This window comes from Pelotomaculum propionicicum (assembly GCF_048984525.1).
In the GTDB taxonomy this organism is placed as follows: domain Bacteria; phylum Bacillota; class Desulfotomaculia; order Desulfotomaculales; family Pelotomaculaceae; genus Syntrophopropionicum; species Syntrophopropionicum propionicicum_A.
Genome location: NZ_JBMGJC010000002.1, coordinates 250,583 through 273,607, shown reverse-complemented (window position 1 = coordinate 273,607; position 23,025 = coordinate 250,583). Strand labels below are relative to the sequence as shown.

Below are 23,025 nucleotides of genomic sequence, written 5' to 3'. Positions count from 1 at the left end.
CCTGCCCAGTTGACTACTACCTCAAAAGCAAGCTCAATGAAGCTGCTTGATATTTACCAACAAACTAACACGGGAAGGAGAAAACTTAAATTTTTAAATCCGTGTTCTTTACAAGGGGAGCATTATAATAAGCCTGTCCGCCTCTTTAAGCGAAAGCGCCATCGGCTTTTCCACCACAAGGTGTTTTCCCGCTTCAGCAACCCGCAGGCCTATCTCAACCCGGAGGCCGCTGGGTGTACAAATATTTACGAGGTCTACCGCGTGGTTACCCAGCATATCGTCAATATCGGTATACCACTTAACTCCGTATTTTTCACCAAAACTTTCGGCTGCATTAGGGTTTACATCACATACAGCCGTCAATTCCATTAGTTCTGAGTTGATTATAGCTTCCGCATGCCTTGACGCGATATGGCCGCAGCCAATTATCCCAAATTTAACCATCTTAAGATTCCCTCTAAATCTTAATTATTTTGTCCCTGTTTGTTTTTACTGTTTTTGTTGCATTCCTTGTGTCAACAACAATTTTAGCCTTTTCTACCACAGCTTCATAATCAATGTTACTATGATCTGTTAGTATTACAATACAATCTGAAAAGACAACTAGTTCGTCAGTCAACGGTGCTGACTTAAGAACAAAATCTTCTTCTCGCACGCTGATTTTAAATTCAGGTATATAAATATCGTGATATGTAACCTTAGCGCCTTCTTTAAGTAATAGGGATAGAATTTTAATCGCAGGTGATTCTCTTGCGTCGTCAATGTCTTTCTTATAAGCAACTCCAAAGACCAATATTTTTGAACCTTTTAAACTCTTGCCAGAATAATTGAGTGCCTTGATAACCTTGTTAAGCACATGGTAAGGCATACTCATATTTATCTCTGCCGCAAGCTCGATGAACCTGGTATGAAAATCGTACTCTCTTGCTTTCCATGTTAGATAATGCGGATCTATAGGTATACAATGGCCCCCGACACCGGGACCCGGATAAAAAATTTGTATTCCAAACGGCTTGGTTGCCGCCGCGTTAAGAACTTCCCATATATCGAGGTCCATTCTGTCACAAAGCAGCGCAAGCTCGTTTACAAGGGCGATATTGACAGCCCTGTACGTGTTTTCAAATACTTTTGTCATTTCTGCAACTGCCGGAGAAGAAACCGGGACAACATTTATAATCGTTTGCCCATAAAAAGTAATTGCCGCCTCCAGACAGGCTTTCGTAGTTCCCCCAACCACTTTTGAGGTGTTTTTCGTGGTGAAACGTTTGTTGCCGGGGTCAACCCGCTCCGGAGAAAACGACAAGAAAAATTCATTTCCCACTTCAAGGCCTGATTTTCTAAGGATCGGCAGCATAATTTCCTGTGTAGTGCCGGGATAAGTGGTGCTTTCCAAAGTCACCAGTTGTCCTTTGCGCAAATACTCTGCTGTCATGTTGGTAACATTAATAATGTATGAAATATCCGGTTCCATGTTTCTTGTTAAGGGTGTAGGCACACAAATTACTATTACATCTGCTTCGCGAAGAATTTCAAAATCACAATAGGCTGTTATTTTTCCTGATGACACCAATTCTCTTAGTTCATCATCTTTTACATCACTTATATAATTTTGGCTCTGGTTTACCATATCAACCCTATTAGGGTTTTGATCTATACCTAGCACATTAAAACCCACTTTGGCCTTTTCCACCGCAAGAGGCAGGCCAACGTAACCCAGACCTATTACTGCTACCTTAGCCTCTTTACTTTTTATCTTCTTTTTAAGTTGTTCCAAAACAAAATGTTCTTCTGTGTTAAATGATAAAGATTCAGTCATCTAAATTCCTCCAATTTAAGATTTAAGCCTGCAAAAATTTTAAATATCATTTAAACACAGATAGATTTCTGAATCCCTCATAATTCTTTGCTATTTGGGGTACTAATTGTTTAGCTTGCTCCAATAGATCTTTTGCCTCCTTGGTGCTTCCTTGCTTATCCTTTAAAATACTCAGCCAGAGGGCTGCCTCCCCTTTGCTGTTTTCGTCCTGAAGCGCCGCATTTAAATTTGCTTCGGCTTCAGGCCACATCCCCATGATATAATGAGCTTGACCCACCCTTAAGTTAATCTCCGGTGTTAAAGACAGGAGCGGAGCATCTTTCCAAAGCCGCCTTTCTGTTTCGCCTAGGCTGTCTGTTTTACTTTGTATTCTCTCAGGTACTTGGACTGCTTTTTCAAAATAATCTTTTGCCATATCCATGTTGCCGCCAGTCAGTTCGTTATAACCCACAATGAAATAGGTTCTAGCTAACAATTCGTAACACTGTATTTGAAACGGAGCCAGGGATAATGCCTTCTCTGCGGCATTAACAGCATCGCCGCTGCTTTTCTTGCCTGAAATCATTAGGCCTGTAAGGTCCGCGTAGCATTGGGAGTTGTATTTTCTAAGGTTCAATGCTGTCTGTACCTCAGATATCCCCTCGTCAAATTTACCCTGCTGCTGGTATATGCGGGCAAGATTGATGTGGTGTTCGGCGGTAAAAGGGTTATATGACGAAGCTTTTTGTAAAGAGTTAATTACCTGGACGGGATTCTGTTTCTGCAAATATACAACCGCCTGTTTGGATAGGTTGCCCGCTGAGACCAGCGCCCCGGCAAAAAGGATAATTATAAAAGAAGCTGCTGACACAATAGCTAGAACAGAATAATTTGGTGGAATGTACGTCTTGCTTTTCTTTTCCTCTACAATGGGTCTGGAGTAAATCATGACACCCCTGGCAAGCCCAAACATAGTCCATAGAACCAGTGCAAGCGCTGACAGGGAGAGGTCAAAGTCAATAACCGCGTGGAGACCTATTAATACAGCCGCCATGGTTATCGCCAACACCAACAAACGATTATCTTTAGCGCCATGGTAAAGCCGGTGGCAGGCGTAAAGGAAACTCGCCCAGATACCGAGCATGAGCAGGATGCCTATAATCCCTGTCTCAACCATGATTTGAAAATAATGGCCGTGTACCTGGTTGGAATTATAAAAATAACTCTGGTATGCGTGGTAGGCCTCCTGCCAGCCGCCTCCGCCCCATCCTATAATTGGCCGCTCTTTGAACATCTTCATGGCGTCCTGGAAGAAATACACCCGTTCAGTCGCGTTGCGAAGGCGAATTTCTTCAGCCATGCTTTTAATGATATCGCTATTACCGCTAATATACACACCTGCACCAATAGCGCCGCATATTACCACAAGGAGCACTGCTCCTAAAACAAGGTTTTTGTGTCCGGCTACCCACTTTAAAAGCTCTTTTTTTTCAATAAAGCTGTATAAAGCCTGTCCGGCGACTGCCAGGATCAGACCTGCAAAAACCCATAACCAGGCCAAACCCATTTTGCTTAAAGCAACTGCGGATAAAAACTGCGAGATGGCAATTAAGGAAGGTATGCTGATAAAAACAAAATGAATAAACACAGGAATCCTGTTGCCTCTGGGCAGACCGATGATAAAAAGAATATATACTAGTAAGAAAACCAAAATGCCGCCCTGGGACTTGGTGCCGAGGAGACCCGTTAACAACAAGAAGTTGCCTATAGCGTAAAGATACCTGTTAAAAACATTAAGATTTAACCAGGCTAAAAAATCTATAGATTTTTTCCCAACAGTTAATTCTTCCAGCTCAAGTGACGCAGTTCTTCTCCATAAGTATATTCCTAAAAAAATCACAGCCGCTAGAAAACTAGCCAAAGCGTTGGGATATTGGAAGGTTGAGTAAATACGCCCATTCAAAAATCCGTCATCGATATTTATTACCCCGGTGGCAGTAGCAAAGCCGGCCAATGCTACACCTATGGCGCTTATATATATTACATGCAGAAGATTTGTAATATCATTCTCATTCCTGACAAGCCTTGAGGCCAGCCAGTAAACCATGAAGTAAAGTGTTGTCTTGACGACCTCGTCCACTGCCAGACCGTAGTTGGCGGCCTGAAACGCTGAGATGAGGTAAACCACCGGGAAGGCTAGAACAAAATAATCCATGGGGTGAGAAAGGAAATTATAATCCCGCTTACACCATTTCCACAGCCAGGCAAACCAGAAAACTACCGCCGTAAATATTAAAGCCCGTTCCTGCTCGGGGGCAAAGAACAGGCCCCTGAAATAAGGCGGCAAAAACAACAGGACAGCCAGCCCCCAGAATGCTATGGTGTGAAATAAATCCCACTGGGTGTCATTTTCTAATACATTTATTTTTGGCGCTTTGATATCTTCCCGCGATCTTTTACCTTTGATCTCTTTTTTGGCAACTGCGGTTTTATTTTTTTCCTTTGAATTATTCTTCGACATATAAGACTCCTAACATATCCCAATATACATTGAAAATGGTACAGTTACTATTTCTACAATATCTTACAATATTCCTGCCTCACCCGCTACTTTTGTGCCTATCTGTCCTTATTATGGGAATAGATGCACCTAATAATATATTGAAACAGATTTTTTTAAAAAAGAAACCTTCCCGGCTATTATTCATATACCAGAAAATGCCGATATGATACTTAGAGGTTAACCATTTAGTTTTTTCTAAGGTTCCGGGAGGTGGCAAAAATTAATATTGAAGAAAGAATAAACCTGAGAATGTCGCTGTTGGATGAGCTCTACAACCACCACTTTAAAGCCGTTGGCGAGCCAAAATTGATCTCAAAGGAAGACCTGAAAGAAAAAGAGATATACCTGGCATACAGGTACCTTGCCGATAAATGCCTTATCGAAGCTACCGCGATATCAGGCGCGGGGCAGTCAAGTTCACACCGATGTAAAATAACTGTCGTGGGAATCGACTATATTGAAAAAAACGCGGTTGGACTATAACATCAACACAATAATAAAATACGTATTAATCACAAAATTTTGATATGGTCCTTTTAAGCACAGAGCCAGGTAATTCTTTACCTCTTGTTTTTTTGACTCCCGTATGGTAGAATTTTTAGTACTTCTACTAAATAGTGTCGGGGGTGTAGCTCAGCGGGAGAGCGCTTGACTCACATTCAAGAGGCCACTGGTTCGAAACCAGTCATCCCCACCAGTAAAATCAAGCGCTCCCGGGTTTAACACGTTAGCAAAGTTGCGATTTGCTAACCAATTTGCTAACCAGGCTACAAGTGTCTATGTAGTCCAGTTAGTCTAAATCAGGGAGACTTACCTAGCTACCGGGCTTCTAGTCCCGGTATTTTTTTGCCAAGAAGTTGTTCGTCTACTACATTAACTACCCTCGTCTGGGCATAGATTTCGGGGTGACTGTAAATATCGCCTGTCGTTTTGATTGAAGCGTGTCCCAATCGCTGCTGCACAACCTTAAGGCTCGCATCAGCCGCAAGAGCTAATGTTGCATAGCAGTGTCTCAAGCCGTGAAATGTTATCCACTTAATCTCCGCTTTTTTGACCAGCGGATAAAAATGGCGTTTAACCACATTCTCGGCGTTCAACGGTGTTCCAATCGTACTACAGAATACCAGGCCATTATGTTGGTACTCGTCTCCCATTTTCAGTTGTTCCTCTAGTTGTTTAAGGCCGTGCTCCTTCAGGAGTTCAACCATAAGGCATGAGATTACAACAGCTCTCTGAGAATTCTCGGTCTTAGTTACTTCCAGTGTTCTTTGCTTCGACAGCCCATTTCTGATATTTATTATCCCCAAGTTGTCTCTCATATCTATATCCTGCCATCTCAAGCCCAATAGTTCTCCGCGCCTCATACCTGTGGATAATGCTAAAGTGAACAGGGTGTAAAAACGAGAGCCTTCGGCCACCAACAAGAACTTCTTTGCCTCTTCCAGTGTCCACGCATGAACAGCCTTTTTTGTCAGTTCTGGCGTTTCTACTTTTTCAACTGGGTTTTTTAAAATCATATCTTTTCTTACTGCATAGGCTAAGGCCATATGCAAAATAGAATAGATATATTTCACCGAGCGCTGTGAGAGGCCACCCTCCTTGCCGTCGGCCCTGCCCGAGTTGGCTTTATTCACCAGTAACTCCTCAACCTGAGAGGGAGTTAGTTTTGCCAAGGCGATATGGCCTAACTCTGGGATAATGTGTTTCTCAATGAATATTTCGTAGCTGTCGTATGTGTTTTTCCTGCAGTGAGTTTTGGCGTACATCTTCAGCCAATACTTCAAGAATTCTTTTAATGACATCTTGGATGGCTCGATGTAGTTACCGGTGTTAATCTCGTGAAGTTGTTTAATTAACTCTTTATCTGCGTCCTCTTTTGAACCCGTGACAGTAGTCCATTTCTGTTTTCTCTTTCTCGTCACAGGATCACGACCAAAGTCCACCACCACCGTCCATTTATCATCGCTTTTCCCGCGTTTTTTAACATAACCGTTCATTTTGTCCCTCCATTTTTGGCCGGACGGGACAATTATATATTTCGCCCCGCCTGGTTAATTTTCCTTTTTACTCACCACTCATAGCGACTAACAACTTGCTTTTTAATACCCTTATCTGCTTGCCGAGTTTTATGTGCGGGATATAACCCTGTTTCACGTACTCATATGCTGTTGACCGCTTTAACCGAAGGACTTTAGCAACTTCTTCAATTGTCATAATCTCAGGCATCTCATTGATGTTAGACATTTTTTCTCCTCCTTGTTTTGGTATTAAAACCTGCGGTTATTTCAGCTCCCCTCTATAAATAGGTGTAAAAACAGACACAAAAAAAGGCGCCACTTTTTCAGCAGCGCCCCTTCTTTGTGATACTATTTTTTCAAAAGCCCTTTGTTAGCCAGGGCCTGTTTTCCTTTGTCGGTGAGCTGTATAAAGAACTCCACCGAATCTTCCTCGCCCTCCACTTCCATCTGGAGGTATTCCTTTTCTATAAGTGTTGCCAGCCACTCTTGAAACTGCGTTTGTTTTATCTTACCGCCGCTAGAATGGATAGCATAGAGTATTGCCTCGCTGGTCCTCATAAGTATCTCCTTAAAATAAAATTCCCAGCGGTAAGCTGGGTAGTTATGTATAAAGCCCGGCTCTTTTAGGAGTCGGGCTTCTTTCTTATATGCTGTCTTTTAAGATTTTTCCAACCTTAAAGACCGGTACTTTTGTCGCCGGCAGGGAGATTATTTCACCTGTCCGGGAATTGCGGGTCTGCCGTGCTTCACGGTTTTTGACTTTAAAAGCCCCGAAGCCAACCAGTTGAACCTGATCGCCTTTGGCAAGAGCGTCCTTGATGCCTTCCAGCAGTCCGTTCACTGCTCTCAGCGTCTTACTTCGACAACTCTGCTTTTACCGCTACTTCCGCAATCTTTCTTTTTTGAGTTAGGGTGCTAATCCCTCTTCGTCTTACATCATAGCCATTAATTCGGCTTCCCCAATCACAACTACGCCGAGAGCCGCAGCTTTTTGGGTTTTCGCTGCCCCAACATCGGAGCCGGCGACTAGGTAATTCGTCTTCGTTGAGACGCTTCCCGCCACCTTTCCTCCGTTTGCTTCTATCAGGACTTTCATATCGTCCCTCGGCATTGACAGCTTGCCGGTGATAACAAATGTTTTACCAGCCAGGCTCGTTCCTGCAGTGAAGTTTTCTTCCTGCGGGATTACGCCGGCATTGAGAAGTTCATTTACCGTTGAATCTTCAAGCCTGAAAAATTCTTCGATAGCCGCGGCGGTTATATCACCAATATCATCTGCTCCCACGAGATCCTCATAGGGAGCTTCCATTACACTGGCGATGTTTTGATACCTTCTGGCTAAAGTTTTCGAAGTATTCACCCCTGTATAAGGGATGCCCAGTGAGTAAATGAATTTTGCCAGCGAAGGTCTTTTGCTGTCCCCAATGGCTTTCAGTACATTCTCAGCCTTCTTGTCTGCAAAACCTTCCAATGTAAGAAGGTCATCCTTAACCAGGCTATAAAGGTCAGCGGGCTTTCTTACTTTACCCGCCCTCACCAAACCTTCAATTATTGAATCGCCGAGGCCCTGTATGTCAAGGGCATCTTTTGATGCGAAGTGTACAACCTTTTCTATAACCTGACTCAGGCAATTGCCGCCTGTGCAGTACGCAAACGGTTGACGGTATTCGACGGAGGCGCCGCACTCAGGGCAGTTGGGCGGGTGTTTGACGTTGTCTCCGCTGCCTTCTACCAGGGTTCCGATTACTTTCGGAATTACCTGTCCGGAGCGGATAATCTCAATCTTCGAACCAAGCCTGAACTGACTTGCAAAATCGCTATGGTGAAGTGTTGCGTTTTCAATTTTGGCATCGTCCAAAAAGACAGAGTCAAACATCGCAACTGGCGTAAGTTGACCATTTCGGCTAACCTGCCAACGTACTTCACGAAGAATAGTGCTGGCGCTCTGGGCGGGGAATTTATAAGCAACCGCCCAGCGTGGCTCACGGCTGTTCTCTCCCAGTTCAGCCCTCAGGCTCAATGACTGGGCCTTTACTGTCATACCGTCAATATAAAATGGATACTGGTCTCTGTCGTAACCCGTGCAGTAGTTCACAAGGTCATTCATATCAGAGAAGACCTCGTATTCAACCACCCTAAAGCCCTGGTCACGAAGGAATTCGAGGGTTTCGCTTTCGTTGTCGAATTCGACTCCGTCAACAAACCCGCCGAATACAATCACATCCAAACACCTCTTGGCTGCCTCCGAGCTGTCAAGGAGCTTTGCAGACCCGACAGCCAGGTTCCTGGCGCTGGTGTACTTGCCGTCTTTATTCAGCCTGTCAAAGTTAATCTTTGATATCAGACATTCTGCCCGCACCTCAAGATCCCCCTTGAAACTTATCTCAAGAGGAAGTGTCTTTGATGTCCTGACTGAATGTGAAAGCACCTGCCCGTTTTCTCCATCACCGCGAGATACCGCTTTTTCAAACTTCCCGCCTTTGTAATGGATACCGAGTGAAAAGCCGTCAAGTTTAGGCGAGCAGATCATATCATGCCCGGTGAACTTGTTATTTAAGACAAAGTCACGCAGGGCTTCACTACTTGTAGCCTTAGCCAGTGACAGCATCGGTATTTTATGTTTTTCGTAGGGCAGATCCTTTGCAACCATGCCGCCCACTTTTTGAGTGGGGGATGTGTCTGAGAAATGTTCTGGGTAACACTTTTCAAGATCGGATAGCTCCTTGAATTTTTCGTCATAATCGGCATCCGATATTATGGGTTTGCCGAGGACGTAGTAATTATAGTCGTGACGCCTAATTTCAGATCGTAGCCTGTTGAGGACAACACCTATATCAAGCAATCAGTTCACTTCCTCTTGCGGCCGGGATTGGTTGCCCCGGCCGCTTGTTTTTATTTATATGAATTTTTTAAACAACCCTCGGGCTCTTTCAAAAAAACCTGCTGAAGAAGGACCGCTTACCTCGTATTGAACGGTTTCTTTGACAGTGACCCTTGATTCTCCTGATCCAACTTTCCTGATCACTGTTTTTGTGAATGTCACGAAGACTTCTTCCGTCACTTCAAGGGATTGTTTATTCCTTTCGAGGCAGGCATCGTCTATGCCTTTAGGGTACGGCTCACCGTCTTTTAATGATACGGGCCAGGCTGCTTTGTGTATCAGAATTTTAGAAGACGCCAATTTACTCTCCAGCAGGTCAAGCGCCTTCTTGACATTGGGATTGATTTCCCTGTCCATGTCATAAGCCATTACGACTTCTTTGACATTCATTCTTTGCAAAACATCTGTTATGCCTTTTTGGGCATTCACCCCGGCCATAGCCAAAAACGGGACGTTGGTGAAAAAGGAAGCAACATCTGCTTTCAGACTACCCTCTGTCAACCATAACCTGTTTACGGTTTTTACGCCCGGGGGAATCGCTATGTGGAAGCACTGCCCCGCACTTGCACCTCCAGGCTTACCGTTTGAGGATAACCACAGATATTTACTGCCCTTTTTCGGATTGTAAGGTAAAACCCTGAGCTGTAAACCCTGAATCTGTTTTTGGGCATTCCTGACGGGAAGAAAATACCCGTTAGGACACGAGGCCAACTCCCATGCGCCGTCCTGGTTTACGAAAAACCCCGGCACCCGAGATAGATTAAACCTCTGGGATAACTTCTCGCAAAGGGCAACCCTTTCCTTTTTGGTTCTGGGGTACGATTTGTAGTTATTCTGGGATATATACTCGCTGCTTAAGCCTCGCTTTATAAGGTCAGCCCTGTGCGCTGTCTGTAACTGAAGAATGTCCAACATCGCCGAGTATACTTCATGCCTTCTCTGTGTTGGCGCCGGTTCAACTTCAACAACTGGCGCGTTACTGTGTTTTAACTTTATCTCCGGCAGTGCATCGGCATTAACTAACTCCTTATAGGCAGCCTTCGTATCTATACCTCTGAGATGCGCATACATGCCTATTGTCTTCCCCATTTGCCCACACCGATGACAGGCATATTCGCCTGTTGATGGCTTTAAATATAAATGCCCGTGTTTTGTGTTCTTACTTGAGTCCCCACAAAACGGGCATCTAGCCAACCACTGACCGTCATTCATTTGTTTTAGAAGTGTTATATTTACGCGGCGAGCGATTTCAATTATGTCAAATTCGACATAATTAACGCTTGCGGCCATTTATCCACCTCCCAATCATCCACCTGTACTATGCTGCCACCGCTTACATGGCTGTTGTAAGGCCACTGGAGAGCCAGTATAGCCGTGTCCATGGATTTAACCATCTCAAGTACACGGGGGTCATCCTCCGCTATTACACGGGGATTCAGGCTCTCGTAAACGGCGGGCTTGTCCTGCCAGCTACAGAAATGAATGTCGCTGATAGGAAACCCGTGCTTTGCTAACCACCTGCAGGTTACAAACTCTGCTTCTTTCGGCCTGGTGGTTACATAGATGACGCTCCCATAGAGAGCTTCCAGGTGGCGGACCATTTGAAGGGCGCCCCTGATTGGTTCAGCGTTCAGGAATATTTGAAGACCGTCTTCTGAGATAAAGAAGTCTTCCGGCAGCGGAGAGGGGTACACATCGGTTTTAACTAAACCCTCGTTTATCAGCTTTTTAGCTATATTAGCGAGAGTGTTGCAGATATCCAAAGCTACCACCTGTATACCTCCTTTTGCTAAACCTTGTTCCTGTGTTGCAATCACGCAAACACGCCTCCTTTTACTCCCCCTGCCATGAGGGGGAGCTAGATTTTAGTCCCCCATGGCAGGGTTTTTAAAGAATTTAGTTTGCCGTGAATTCCGGCTCTGCTCGAAACTTCCATCTGTCTTTCCTTATATCAATCCCTTTTCTTTGAACGATACGTATTTACCATCGCCAATAACAATGTGATCAAGGACTTCAATGCCAATGAGACATCCGGCATCGCTGACCTTTTTAGTTATTTCGATATCTTCCCTGCTTGGTTCGGGGTCTCCACTGGGATGGTTATGCACCAATATCATTCTCGACGCGCTTTTCTTTATAGCGTTGCGGAATAGTTCTCTGGGATGAACCTGAGATGAACTTAAAGTGCCTATAGATACTTTATCTACATCTATGACCTGGTTTTTTGTGTCCAACATAATAGAACAAAAATGCTCCCGATTAAAACATCGCATTTCTTCCATCACTAAACTGGCTGCATCCCTTGGATCGCGAATTATTGTTTTTTCTGCCGATATAAACCGGGCGAGTCTCCGGCTGAGTTCAAAGGCTGCCACTAGGCGAGATGCTTTATTCTTGCCCATACCAGGAAACCCTTTCAGTTCCTCAACTGTTAATCCTGATAACTCACGGATATTTTTGCACATCAGTTGATTTAGTGTTTCGTCCGGCAAGTTACCGACAATAGTGGAGATTAAACCAGGCAGTTCGGAGCGATTTACGCCGTATTCCAAGAGCTGTTCTCTTACATGTTGTGATAATGTTTTTTTCATTTATTTCGCCCTTCTTATACTCCCCCGGCCACGCGGGGGAGTTGTTATTTCCCCCGTGGCAGGGTTTCTAAAGCGCAAATTCAAGTTGGTTCTCCTATTTAACTCAGGTAATCACACAGCACTTCCCTTATCGATGCAATTTCTTTTAAGTCTGCATCTAACAGAAGGCCGGCGCATTCACCAGGTCTTTATAGAGTTCAGGGTGATCTTGCCTGATGTTGTAAATCACTGGACCGCCTCCATTCTGAATACTGGTTTTGACACGCAGTTAAGTGCGCTGAATGATGTCATGCTGACTGAAATTTTCTTGAGGTTAACGATAGAGTTTACCATGGCCAGCAACGTAGTCGCTGCCCACACGTTAGCCACAAGGGTTTGCGGTTCTTTAACCGCCTTCCTCCCGCATGTCCCCCCAACAGATATTTCGTCCTGTTCTGTTAGGATTTCAGGAAAATATTCACTTGGGGGCTTCAAAAGGGTTTTACCTCCATAGCGTATCGCCACTACTACCTGACCGGTGTACTCACCGTTGCCGGAATCAAGGTAGATAAGATTTTCCGCTTTCTTAAAAACGGCATCCATTATCCTCCGTGAGTAGTGGTTGTCCACGCCTCCAATCAGAATAGGCATCGTCGGTTTACCAGCATGAGCAACAGGTGGTATCAGGAGTTTTTCCAGTATCTTTTCATCCCGAATGTAATGAGGGTGATAACTGAGCCGGACTCCCCATGCGTTTTGGTAACGCAACTGGAGTGTCCGTGCCTTGTTGTTTCCTACATCCGGGGGAGCAAAGAACTGCCTCCCGACATTACCAGGCTCAACAGTGTCCTCGTCAACCAGGGTTATCGTTATGAGGTCATTCAGCGAGTAAAGCAACTGGGACAGGTGAGGCACGAAATTTGATATCGTGCCTCCGCAGCCAACAACTACTCCATGCCAGTTTTTGTAGCCGGCTAATATCTCGTTTATCTTCATAACGTTCAACCCGCTTTATTGGACTTATATGACGGGATACATAGGTAGCGGTTGTTGTCGGCCTGTTTTTCAAAGTACCAGTTTGTATTCTCTTTGGAATACGCCGGGTACTCTTTCTCCAGCTCCCCGCGGATTTGCTCCAAGGTCATCTCTTTGGGAAAACTCTTTTGCTCGTTGTAGTTCGTGAGAACCACCAGACGATCAAGATCGTTTTCTGGCTCCTTGGGCTTCGGCGGGGTGGAGCAGGTTGATGAAGCAGTTTTCTTAGCTTTCTTGCTATTCTTGTTAGTGCCACAGGTTTGCGCAGCGCAACCGCTTGTCTTCTCAGGTTTATTGTCTGCCTCGTTTAAGATGCTCAACTGGCCTGATTCTTCAGATTTGCTTTCACTGGCAGGTTGGGCTTTCTCGCCGGCGGCTTTCTCCATGTCACCGACTTCTTTTTCCGCTTCCTTTAACACTGCGGTCATTTCATCGTCTTCGACAGCTTCTTCAGGGGTAGCGGTCACTTCTTTCGGGGTCTCACCCAGGTCTTCGGCGGGAAATAACTGGTCAAGCCCTTCGAATGGATCTTTGTTACTCATAAAACTCCTTTCTGCCTAATCGGGGCCTTGCGGCCCCCTTTCAGGCACCGCAAGTTTTTATGCCCCTTGCCGGGCAGATTTTAGTGAGTTTTGTTTATAAAGTCTTTAAATGTGCAGTTAAAAATAAGAAGCTCGTCGTTAAACGGCTTCCCTTTTGTCTGCTCCAGAAGTTCTTTTATTACCTGGTTTTTAGCGTTGTTCGGGTGAGTATGCTCAATCAGGTAAAATGGCTCCGGGAAGTATGTGACATCCGAGAGTTCCTTAACCTCCGGGTGAAAATAGTTCCCCATGCAGATGCTGTGTGTAAGACCGACATTTCCGTATGGGAAAAAGTAAACCGGGGATTCAGACTTAATTATTTCATCTGTCACTGCCGCCACATAGGAACCGCACACTTTGTTACCCTTGATCGCATAGAGAAAAACAAGTTTTGGATAGCCAACTTCGATGATTTCACCGAAGTGATTGTATGGGCGTATACACTTATCTCTCTCTATGGCTACCAACACCGTTGGTGACTGGCTGTGTCGCTCCACCACGCCGTAAAACACGCAGTTCTTTGGTAGAGGCGGAGAACCATATGCGTCTGTCACCTTCTCATGCAGTGAATTCTTTACTAATTCAAGCAATATGTTTGGCTCTATCTGCTTTTCCTTGACGGCACCATTTTCTTCTTGTATCAAGAATACTGAACCGTCGTCTTGGATTTTGATATTTATGCAGGACGACATTGTTTGCCACCTCTTTTTTTAGTTTTTGAAGCGTGTCCCAGAACGCGATAAACGCGTTGTTATACTGGAGATCCGATACCGGTTCTTCTGTGCCGGATTCAACGTCAACCAGGTGAAGCCAGAAACCTACTATTTTATTCCCGTCTTTTATCCACTCGATTTCCTCGACAAGTTCCCACCAAGGAAAGTATTCCTCGTAGTCTATGTCGATGTCTTCTTCTCTTTTGAAGCTGACTTCATTAAATATATCCATCAGCTCTTGATAGTGTTTTGGACGGAGCTTTCCGTATAACTCAGCAAGATCGCTGACTTGGACTGTTATTTTATAGTGGTCTCTTGAGACATAGCTCTCGATGTAGCAGTTTGCTTCTTCTTCCTCGGGAGTAGCTGTCTGGGCTTCAACTCTTTCACGGATTGCCATTGCCCTTGGGGGTAAATCGAATTCTTTTGGACCCCATTTTACATTTTCTGTGCCAAAAAGGATTTCAAGAATATCCGAAAACATCGACTGCCTAATATCCAGATTGTTTACCTTAAATCCCCTGTCAAATAACCGTTTGGTTACAAGCAGGTTATCAAGGACAAACGATTTCCAATATGAGGAGTCGCTAAAAAAATCGTACATCTTGAACACCTCCAGGGGGCAGGTCACTCAGGACCTTGATCATGTAAGCTGTTGCACTGAGGCCCGCTTCGATTTCATCTGTTTCCTCTCTCTGGTAGAGATCACAGAGTTGTTCCAGCGTACCTTCGGTGAACGCTGTGTAGTCAATACAGTCATTGTTGACCATCACCAAAATGCGCCGCATCTCGCTGTGGTTTTCAATATTCTCGTATGGACCAGTGTAAGACTCTGTCTCCCGAAGATTACGCCGTAGTTTTTGAATATCGATATTTGTTGCCATACCCTGCCTCCTTAAAACAAAGCTACCTGCCCGGAGGCATCTTGTTGTTCACCCAACAAAAACTTGTTGAGGTTTATGGTGCGGATTCCCAGGCTTGCCAGAACGAAGTCTCCGATTTCAATATCAACTCCGAGTTTAAGATTGTCAAAGTTGACATCTATGGGGCAGTCTCTTTTTATGACAGCCAACTTGTAGGACATCTTAATCGAGTCTATGTTCGCCCTGATTTTTTCGCCCAGCTTACCCTTTATTTCTCCTGAGTTCTCAATAACCCCGAAGGCAGAACCGTACTTATTGACCAGTTCTATTGCCGTCTTTTTTCCGACACCCGGTACTCCGGGTATGTTGTCGGATGCGTCGCCGGCCAGGGCTTTAATGTCAACCATCTGGTCAGGTCTGAATTCCATAATGAGGTTGCCGTCGCTGAGTTCTACATAGCCTTTGTTTTTGTAAAGCAGGACAGTGGTTCGACAGTCAATAAGTTGAATGGCATCCCTGTCGCTTGTTGCGATCATTGTTAATAAGCCTTCAGCTCTTTGCGAAACAGTCCCCAGTAGATCGTCTGCCTCATACTGCTCGTCCTCAAAGAATGTAATATCCAATGCAGAGAGGACTTGGCGGAATAAAACAAACTGACTTACGAGGGCTTCCGGGGCAGGTTTACGGTTTGCTTTGTATTCTGAGTAGATACTGTTTCTAAAAGTCTTTTTCGAGCTGTCCAGACACACGGCAAAGTGTGTTGGATTAACTTTTGAAACAAGGTTTTCCATCATTTTTAGAGTACCGTATACTGCGTTAGTCGGAGCCCCCTTCGGAGAAGTCATCTCGGGGTAAGCGTGAAAGGCCCTGTGAAGATAAGAATTCCCGTCGATTAAAAGTAACTTACTCAAATCCTTTCCTCCTTTCAGAGATAGTTTTGATAATCTGCTTGACTGTTAAATCAAGCCATTTTATAATGCAAGCAAGGGGATAAACCCCCTGCTTGCTTGGGACTACCTACATCCGGCGCGGGGAACGACGGTTGGTAGTCCTTCGGTTTTTAAAGGTCCTGATAAACCGCACCGCAAGGAGCAGGATCACCAAAATTTCCTTTAAAAACCTCAGACACCTATCGAGGTCCACAGCATCACCTCCTTTCTCTGGAGGTTCGAATGAGATAGCCCAAAGTTTATCTCAAGAGACCAAAGCCTCATTGAATGGGGTAAAACCATTAGGTTTAGAAAATTAAAAGAGACCATAGATGGTCTCGAAATTGGGATTAGTTGCCTTTTATAATTGATATGCAAAAGGCAGTTTTTTAATTTTGGGGTTTTGCCAATCATGTCAGCAAATCCGATACTGGGTTTTTAAAAATTAATTTTAGAATAAGTTTAATCATGCCGCCTTGGCCACATAAAGTGTTCACCCGGCACCACGGGAAGGTGGCGGCCTCTGCCGGGCAAGCGGGCTTAATAGCCCGCCCTAGCCACATTTACTATAACCACAATGGCAAACAAGGCATCCTTCCGCTCTGATTAGGTTTTCGCCGCAGTCAGGGCATTTTAAGCCTTCCTCTGTGTGGTTTTTGTTTTTCCCGTTTATCTGAGCTTTTACTTCTGAAAGTTTTTTGGCGATAGCAGACGCGCAGGACTTTCCGGGGGAGAGCTTTTTACCCTTCCCTTTTGCCATCATAAATGACGGGCAGGAGTGTGTCCCCTCTAACTGCTCGATTATCTTATCCAGCGAGATACCTCCGCGAATTGCAAGGCTGATCAGCCTCGACGCGGCTTCAGTGTAAACCAGGCACCCGCCATCTGAACCAGTGGTGATGAACGTTTCGAGTATTTCACCGCTGTCAGAGTAGTTAATTGTCAGGTATATCTTCCCGCAGCCAGTATCAATCCTGTGTGTGGTTCCTTGTGCGCTGCTCGGCCTCGGCAGGATGTCGCCGCGACGCAGTTTTCCTTTTACTTCTTCTTTTTGCTCGCCCACAGTCACAGCTCCTTTTTTTGAACCATCACGAAAGATCGTAATTCCCTTCAGGCCCAGGTTATAGGCTGTCCTGTAGCACACGCCGATATCTGCCGGTGTGGCGCTGTTCGGTAGATTTATTGTCTTACTCACGGAATTATCGACATAAGCCTGTACCGCTGCCTGCATTTTTATGTGGTCTTGGGGATCGATTTCCTGTGCCCCTTTGAACAGCCTGGCTATGGAATCAGGTATACCCTCGATATTTTGGCAGGAGCCTTTCTTTGCAACTTCTGACAACACGCTGTCTGAAACACCTGCTTTTCTGCAAGCCTCTAAAAACAACGGTGAAAACACATCGAATTCTCCAGCTACATTGGTTTTCTTTTTATAGCTAACCGCAAAAAGAGGTTCGATGCCGTAGCCTTCACAGCCAGCCAAAGTCGTAACGGAGCCGGTTGGCGCCATGGTTATGCAGGTTGCGTTGCGTCTTTTTGTCCCTGGATAGAAAGTGCTTTTCTTCCATTCGGGGAAGCAGCCCTTTTCTTCAGCCAGTGACTCAGAAACAGCATGGGCTTTTTCGCTCATGGTTTTTGTGATAAATGCCGCAAATTCTCTGCCTTTCGGTGAGTCATAGGGAAGCCCAGCCATAATCAGGGCATCCTGAAGACCTGTATAATTCAGACCGATCTTACGGGTGGCCCTAGTGGACTCCGCTATTGATTCAAGGGGATACTGGGCAATATCAATAAGGTTATCTAAGAATCTAACAGCAACAGCCGTTACTTCTTCCAGAAAGCCCTTATTAAGCTCACTACCGTCCATCATTTTAGCCAGGTTCATACTTGCCAGAAGGCAGGATTCGCCCGGGCTCAAGGGGATCTCGCCACAAGGATTACAGGCGTTTATCACCCTGCTTGGTACGGGGTTGTGTTTTTGAATTGTATCAATAAACACAACACCAGGATCTCCGCAGGCATGGGCAGCATTTATAATCTTTCCCCAGATTTCATGCGCCGGCAGTTCCTTAAAGACCTTCCCGTTGAAGGTTAACTGCCAGTTTGAGCCGTTCTCAAGGGCTTCCATGAAAGCGTCGGTAATTCCAACTGATAGGTTGAAGTTTTCCAGCCCGCCATTCATTTTAGCCTCTATGAAACTCTCTATTTCCGGGTGATCGATATTGAGAATACCTATGCTAGCGCCCCGCCTGACGCCTCCCTGCATCACCATATTAGAAGAAGCGTCGTAGAGTTTGATTAACTCAACTACCCCAGACGCCTTGCCTTTGGTTGTCATAACTATCTCGCCCTTTGGCCTTATTGGGGAGAAGTTATACCCTACGCCACCGCCGGATTTGAACACAAAAGCCGTTTGGCTTAAGGTCTGGTACATCGACTCTAGAGAATCTTCAACCGCCAAAACAAAACAAGCTGCAGGCTGCCATGGGCGATCAGGTTTACCGATATTCGCCCATATTGGCGTTGAAGGCACGAAAAGCATTTCTCCGATACAACTGGCAAATGTGCTTTCCCAACCTTTCATGTCGGACTCAATACTCGCGGCAGCTTTAGCAATCCTGCGTACCGCCTGTTCGAAGGTTTCTATTACTTTCCCGTTTTGGTCCAATAGGGCATAGCGGGCATTAAATACCCTTTGGCCGTTTTCATTTAGTATTTGCATGGCTTAAGTAACCACCCCCGATTTGGATATGTGGAGCCGATGTATCTTGTGTCCTTGTGTTCATTTTTGAAGCCTTTGGGATCAGGCTCAGGGTTTCTCACAATGCAGTCCTCTCGGGAGCTGCACTTGCCGCTTTTTTTGCATTTTAAGCAAACGTTCAATTTTAGTCTCCTTTCGGAAGATTTTTAAGGGGTGGCTATTAACCACCCCTTTTGCTTTATTGCTTTATGCAACCGCACTCTTTACCGCAATCTCCTTTGCATGAGCAGGTGCCTTTGCAAGGAGTTTTCTTGGTATCGGGTTTTTCGGTTTTCTTCATTATATATACCTCCTAACCGGCCATCCTGACAGGAAGAACAATTGCAAGCCCTTTACCTTCTGATGGCTTTACAAGTACAGGTTTGAGGGTGTCTATATATTCAAACACAACCTCTTTTGTCATCATGGACTTAACAGCGTCGTTTAAAAACCTTGCATTGACGTTGAATTCCATGTCGCCAACAGTGACAAGGTCCACATCTTCCCGAACAGCACCAGTTTCGCTTCTGCCTGAGACGACGAGGGCTTCGCCTGCCGCCTTTATATTTATTACCGGCTTTTGAACGTCGGCACAAAGCAAAGACACGCGGTCAACGGATTCCTTCATCGCCTGGGCTTCAACGGATATTTTTGAAACTGTATCTGAGGGAATAACTCTCTTGTAGTCGGGATAGGGACCAGTGAGCAAAGTTGATGTCATTGTCAGGTTTCCGAAGTTGATTTCAATAAGCTGCTCTCCGGCGTTTATGGTGATTTTCTCTTTCCCCTTTAAGAGCTTCATTATTTCTTCCATCGCTCTTTTAGGTACTATGATACTGGCGTCACCGGATGCACTGTCAAGTTCAGCATTTGCAACCGCCAGCCGGTAGCCGTCAGTCGCAACAAGCGTCAACTCTCCGAAGTCAACCTCAAAGAAGACACCCCTCATTGCCTGATTAGGAGAATCAATTGATGCAGCATAAACAACTCTCCCAATTGTGTCTCTCAGGACATCAGCCGTTGTGCAAAAGTTAGCTTTTGCTTTTACATCAGGCGGTTCGGGGTATTCTTCCGGGGAGTAGCCGTTAATCCTGGCTTCCGACTTGCAGTATTTGATAACGGCATTGTTTCCGTCTGACTCCAATATCACTGGACCTGGAGGCATCTTATCGATGAATTCCACGAGGCTTTTTGCCGGCAGTATTAAAGTGCCAGTCTCTTTCACATCAGCCTCGATTGAACAGGCGATCCCTAATTCAAGGTCTGTGCCTGTTAAAACGAGGTCTTTGTCCGCACAAATCTTAATCCCAGTTAATATCGGCAGCGGCAGTTTCGTTGATACGGCCCTTGACACGCTTTTTAAAGCTCCCACAAAATCGTTTTTATTTACAATTATTTTCATAGTATAGGGGGCAGGCTTAACCTGCCCCTTTCCCCCTTTCGGTTATTTAGGTTCAGGCCAGCGGCCCTTTTAGTTTTTAATTTAAACAGCTTCCTCGAAAACCAAGGTCATCTGTTCGAAGCCGTCAGGCAGTTTTTTCTTTCTGCCTGTACGTTTTGGGGGGAGCAGTGAAATGTCACCGAAAGACGGCCTGACAACTGCCGGCACATCAATCGTTTCAATTTCTTCTTCTTCCATGCCGCATAAGCGGAGAGTCTCGTTGGCGAGGCGTTCATGCGCCGCCTTGAGGACTTCCTTGAATTCCTCCTCGTCGTACATCTCGATTTCTTCCATGTCTTTCTTTGCTAACTCCGTCCACCTTTCACCGATGTCTTCATCAGCAATACAGTGGGCAAGGTCATAAGCCAGGGTCATCCTGCCCCTACTTGGCACATATTTTGTCAGTTCAGATTTATCAAGGCGCCCCTCTGCGAGAAGCGCATGGGCTCTTTTCTCCAGACAGGTTTTAAACTGAGACATCTGCTGGGTTTCATTTGCTACAAGGTAAATAGTTTCACAGTACCGCATCTGCCCTATCCGCCAATTCCGCCTGCCTGATTGCCGAACATTATCAATGTTGTAATCAAGCTGGTAGAAGATTATCGTCGGGTAGTCCAGCAAATCAAGGCCGCACATGACCAGTTTCATATTACAGATGATCACCTTTATGCCTTTTTCAACCTGCTGTTGGAGCCATTCAACCCGTTTTTCCTGAGAGACACTGCTCTCCATTACAGCAACGTCCTCTACGCCGTGGGCTTTGAGGACATCTCTGATGCGGTGGTGAACTTTGTACCGGTCTGTGTAGAAGCAGTAAACTACTACTCCACGGTCATTCTCAATATTAGACCTGACCTGTCTTACAAGTTCCTTCTCTTTAGAGCTGTAGTAGTCAGGACCGAAGCCCTTCAGAACTATTTCCTCCTCGTCAACCGTGACTTTCGTATCAATGTCCGGCCGGTCTAAAGCAGCCAGCAGGGTTGATATTAAACCACTGTAAGCACCACGACGCCCCTTGCAGAAGGATTTCTTAACGGCGTGCAGATACCTCTTGTGAAAACTCTTATACCTTTCAAGGTGAGCTTCATCAAGATCGACAATTAGAGGTTCTTCGTTCATCTTAACCAGTGGAAGGTTCATGTCTGTCAGGTCAAGAAAGACTGTTTGGTGAAGCAGGTGATCCGCCACCAACTCGGGCGATATACCCGGCCTTTCTATCGGCTTTGCAGCCTGGTGACTTTTTTTCTTAGTTACTACACCTTCGTCTTCGCCTTCCTTGGGGTATTCGGTTCTTTCAACCACTCCATATTTATTTGCCCATCTAATTGAACCTGTACGGCTGTCAAAGCCCATATCAATAAGTTCTCTAGGGGTAGTCCTCCAGAGAAGTTCTTTTACTGAAGTTGACATGCCGTTGAGCAATGTTCCTGTCAGACAGAGTGTCTTCTTTGAGGCTTTAACAAGCTCGGAGAAGGCAAACCCTCTGCCGCTGTCATCTGCCCTGCAGTAATGAGCTTCGTCAACTATAAGCAGGTCAAAGTGCTTTCTCAGCCTCTTTAAGATTAACGCTGGATACCAGCGGTTTTTCATATTGGTTTCACCGCGATACTTAATTGCCGGCCGCCGGAGAACAGCTTCGCATTCGGGGCATTTCTTAATCGGAGGGCGTTGCTTCCACTTAATAGCTGCACCCTTGCGGGGATACCCGTTGATATCGAAAAACGTTTCAACGGGCGGGCTGGTGATAAAATCATCCCATTTATAAGGAACAGTTTCTTTGTCTTCGACTTTGGTCAGTAAAACACCACAGTCCGGACAGTGCCAGCCTTTTTGTGTTTTCGTCCCCGCTATCCTTTTCCAGTGAACCGAACCAAACCATGAAGAAGGGCCAAGTTTAGCCCTATCAATGCCGAGAAGTACGAATTCAAGACCTTCGGGCTTATATCCGTTCTGAACCTTGTTAAGGTACGTTTCTGCGGATAGAAACTCAATCGGGCCTTTCTTTTTTTCGTATCTCTCAACGTCCTCCCTTGAGCTGATTCGGGTTATCTTTGCATCCGGCAGCGTTGAGCCAATTTCGAGATTACACCATTTTGGAATCACCATGCCCGGAGTTACAATTAAAACGCTCATAGGCTTGTTTTTCCTGCGGTGGAGAACATTTGATACCCCGACTGAAATCAACGACTTACCGCAACCCATTTCGCCGTTTAAAAAAACGACTGACCGCTTCTTGAAAGACTCTACAATAGCTTGTATTGCGTGAGCCTGAAGTGGAAAAGGTATTCTGTCCATAATAATGCCCCGGTCCAACTTATCAGCAGTAGCCGGGTTGTATAAGGGCTTTACCTGGGACACTTGCGTGGCGAAGACAGAGGCGTTCGCCTGCAGGTATGCCTGCAAGGTTTGCCCTTCCTCGTAAGTACCTTTTAATTCAGACTTGGGCAGTTTTAATCTTCCGTGACGCAGGGCATCACTAACAATCAAGTCTACTTTGTCAGCGCGGAGCTGCCACATCTCCTTGTTCTCCTGAACCCTGGCGGCTTTCAGGTTGAGTTCGCCCAGTTCGGGATCGGAGACTACTTGAAGTTCTTGGACATAAAACAGCTTGTGGTATTCCATTACCCACTCCCAAGGGAGGTTGTAGGTTTTAGCCAGGTATTCGCCGATTGCCTTTTTTAAGTCACCGTCCCAAGATAAAATCACTGCCACTCCCGTGTACTTTTCCAACTTCTCCGCTTTGGGCGGCAAGGCTGAATAAGGAAGGGAGAGAACATGGACCAATTTACCCACTTTCTTCTCAGCCTGGTGCATGCCAGCAAACGGATAGTAATACGAACATGTCGTTTCGTCCGAATATAGCTTGACATGTTTATGAAGCCGCATAGCTGAATTG

The 23,025-nt window shown here is 45.4% G+C and carries 22 protein-coding genes and 1 tRNA gene; 2 read left to right on the top strand and 21 right to left on the bottom strand.

Annotated elements, in window-relative coordinates:
* Window positions 1-108 precede the first annotated feature (108 nt).
* Genes ACOBQJ_RS03835 through ACOBQJ_RS03825 form a run of 3 tightly spaced genes read right to left on the bottom strand, consistent with a single transcriptional unit; the run spans window position 109 to window position 4,316 of the window.
* A complete protein-coding gene (locus tag ACOBQJ_RS03835) occupies window positions 109-444 on the bottom strand; it encodes a Gfo/Idh/MocA family protein (protein ID WP_421070406.1) in 336 nt (111 codons plus the stop codon).
* Between the two features lie 13 nt (window positions 445-457).
* Window positions 458-1,816 (bottom strand): nucleotide sugar dehydrogenase, encoded by a 1,359-nt coding sequence (locus ACOBQJ_RS03830; RefSeq protein ID WP_421070405.1) that lies wholly within the window; start codon window positions 1,814-1,816, stop codon window positions 458-460.
* 46 nt (window positions 1,817-1,862) lie between these two features.
* The gene (locus tag ACOBQJ_RS03825; protein WP_421070404.1) at window positions 1,863-4,316 is read right to left on the bottom strand and encodes an O-antigen ligase family protein; all 2,454 of its coding nucleotides are present in this window, start codon (window positions 4,314-4,316) and stop codon (window positions 1,863-1,865) included.
* Window positions 4,317-4,568: 252 nt separating this feature from the next.
* Here ACOBQJ_RS03825 and ACOBQJ_RS03820 point away from each other — a divergent pair, with 252 nt between their 5' ends.
* On the top strand, window positions 4,569-4,841 hold the full coding sequence (locus ACOBQJ_RS03820) for a hypothetical protein (protein WP_421070403.1): 273 nt from the start codon (window positions 4,569-4,571) through the stop codon (window positions 4,839-4,841).
* A gap of 139 nt (window positions 4,842-4,980) precedes the next feature.
* Window positions 4,981-5,055, top strand: a tRNA-Val gene (locus ACOBQJ_RS03815).
* Between the two features lie 121 nt (window positions 5,056-5,176).
* On the opposite strand, the gene ACOBQJ_RS03810 is transcribed toward ACOBQJ_RS03815, so the two are convergent.
* From ACOBQJ_RS03810 to ACOBQJ_RS03725, 18 genes are all read right to left on the bottom strand, one after another.
* Window positions 5,177-6,355 (bottom strand): tyrosine-type recombinase/integrase, encoded by a 1,179-nt coding sequence (locus ACOBQJ_RS03810; protein WP_421070402.1) that lies wholly within the window; start codon window positions 6,353-6,355, stop codon window positions 5,177-5,179.
* 67 nt (window positions 6,356-6,422) lie between these two features.
* Complete coding sequence (locus ACOBQJ_RS03805) at window positions 6,423-6,602, bottom strand: helix-turn-helix domain-containing protein (protein WP_421070401.1); 180 nt, start codon at window positions 6,600-6,602, stop codon at window positions 6,423-6,425.
* Window positions 6,603-6,724: 122 nt separating this feature from the next.
* Complete coding sequence (locus ACOBQJ_RS03800; protein WP_421070400.1) at window positions 6,725-6,934, bottom strand: hypothetical protein; 210 nt, start codon at window positions 6,932-6,934, stop codon at window positions 6,725-6,727.
* 85 nt (window positions 6,935-7,019) lie between these two features.
* Window positions 7,020-7,217 (bottom strand): HU family DNA-binding protein, encoded by a 198-nt coding sequence (locus ACOBQJ_RS03795; protein WP_421070399.1) that lies wholly within the window; start codon window positions 7,215-7,217, stop codon window positions 7,020-7,022.
* A gap of 90 nt (window positions 7,218-7,307) precedes the next feature.
* The gene (gene ligA / locus ACOBQJ_RS03790) at window positions 7,308-9,218 is read right to left on the bottom strand and encodes an NAD-dependent DNA ligase LigA (protein WP_421070398.1); all 1,911 of its coding nucleotides are present in this window, start codon (window positions 9,216-9,218) and stop codon (window positions 7,308-7,310) included.
* Between the two features lie 54 nt (window positions 9,219-9,272).
* Window positions 9,273-10,547: a hypothetical protein gene (locus tag ACOBQJ_RS03785; protein ID WP_421070397.1), complete on the bottom strand. Its 1,275-nt coding sequence runs from the start codon at window positions 10,545-10,547 to the stop codon at window positions 9,273-9,275.
* Window positions 10,511-11,074, bottom strand: coding sequence for a hypothetical protein (locus tag ACOBQJ_RS03780; protein ID WP_421070396.1), 564 nt, complete (start codon window positions 11,072-11,074; stop codon window positions 10,511-10,513). Before ACOBQJ_RS03780 ends, ACOBQJ_RS03785 begins: the two co-directional genes overlap by 37 nt.
* A gap of 129 nt (window positions 11,075-11,203) precedes the next feature.
* On the bottom strand, window positions 11,204-11,848 hold the full coding sequence (gene radC, locus ACOBQJ_RS03775; protein ID WP_421070395.1) for a RadC family protein: 645 nt from the start codon (window positions 11,846-11,848) through the stop codon (window positions 11,204-11,206).
* A 225-nt stretch (window positions 11,849-12,073) separates the two neighbouring features.
* Window positions 12,074-12,823: a ThiF family adenylyltransferase gene (locus ACOBQJ_RS03770; RefSeq protein ID WP_421070394.1), complete on the bottom strand. Its 750-nt coding sequence runs from the start codon at window positions 12,821-12,823 to the stop codon at window positions 12,074-12,076.
* A 5-nt stretch (window positions 12,824-12,828) separates the two neighbouring features.
* Window positions 12,829-13,404 (bottom strand): hypothetical protein, encoded by a 576-nt coding sequence (locus ACOBQJ_RS03765; protein WP_421070393.1) that lies wholly within the window; start codon window positions 13,402-13,404, stop codon window positions 12,829-12,831.
* An 80-nt stretch (window positions 13,405-13,484) separates the two neighbouring features.
* On the bottom strand, window positions 13,485-14,033 hold the full coding sequence (locus tag ACOBQJ_RS03760) for a hypothetical protein (protein WP_421070392.1): 549 nt from the start codon (window positions 14,031-14,033) through the stop codon (window positions 13,485-13,487).
* Window positions 14,026-14,760: a hypothetical protein gene (locus ACOBQJ_RS03755; RefSeq protein ID WP_421070391.1), complete on the bottom strand. Its 735-nt coding sequence runs from the start codon at window positions 14,758-14,760 to the stop codon at window positions 14,026-14,028. The genes ACOBQJ_RS03760 and ACOBQJ_RS03755 overlap by 8 nt, the downstream gene beginning before the upstream one ends.
* Window positions 14,744-15,040: a hypothetical protein gene (locus tag ACOBQJ_RS03750; RefSeq protein WP_421070390.1), complete on the bottom strand. Its 297-nt coding sequence runs from the start codon at window positions 15,038-15,040 to the stop codon at window positions 14,744-14,746. Before ACOBQJ_RS03750 ends, ACOBQJ_RS03755 begins: the two co-directional genes overlap by 17 nt.
* Window positions 15,041-15,051: 11 nt before the next feature.
* Window positions 15,052-15,930 carry a 5'-3' exonuclease gene (locus ACOBQJ_RS03745; RefSeq protein ID WP_421070389.1) on the bottom strand — a complete coding sequence of 293 codons (879 nt, stop codon included), beginning with the start codon at window positions 15,928-15,930 and terminating at the stop codon, window positions 15,052-15,054.
* 106 nt (window positions 15,931-16,036) lie between these two features.
* A complete protein-coding gene (locus ACOBQJ_RS03740) occupies window positions 16,037-16,162 on the bottom strand; it encodes a hypothetical protein (RefSeq protein ID WP_421070388.1) in 126 nt (41 codons plus the stop codon).
* Window positions 16,163-16,501: 339 nt separating this feature from the next.
* Window positions 16,502-18,670 carry an adenosylcobalamin-dependent ribonucleoside-diphosphate reductase gene (locus ACOBQJ_RS03735; protein WP_421070387.1) on the bottom strand — a complete coding sequence of 723 codons (2,169 nt, stop codon included), beginning with the start codon at window positions 18,668-18,670 and terminating at the stop codon, window positions 16,502-16,504.
* Between the two features lie 331 nt (window positions 18,671-19,001).
* Complete coding sequence (dnaN, locus tag ACOBQJ_RS03730) at window positions 19,002-20,090, bottom strand: DNA polymerase III subunit beta (RefSeq protein WP_421070386.1); 1,089 nt, start codon at window positions 20,088-20,090, stop codon at window positions 19,002-19,004.
* 81 nt (window positions 20,091-20,171) lie between these two features.
* Complete coding sequence (locus ACOBQJ_RS03725) at window positions 20,172-22,943, bottom strand: helicase-related protein (RefSeq protein WP_421070385.1); 2,772 nt, start codon at window positions 22,941-22,943, stop codon at window positions 20,172-20,174.
* Between the last annotated feature and the right edge of the window lie 82 nt (window positions 22,944-23,025).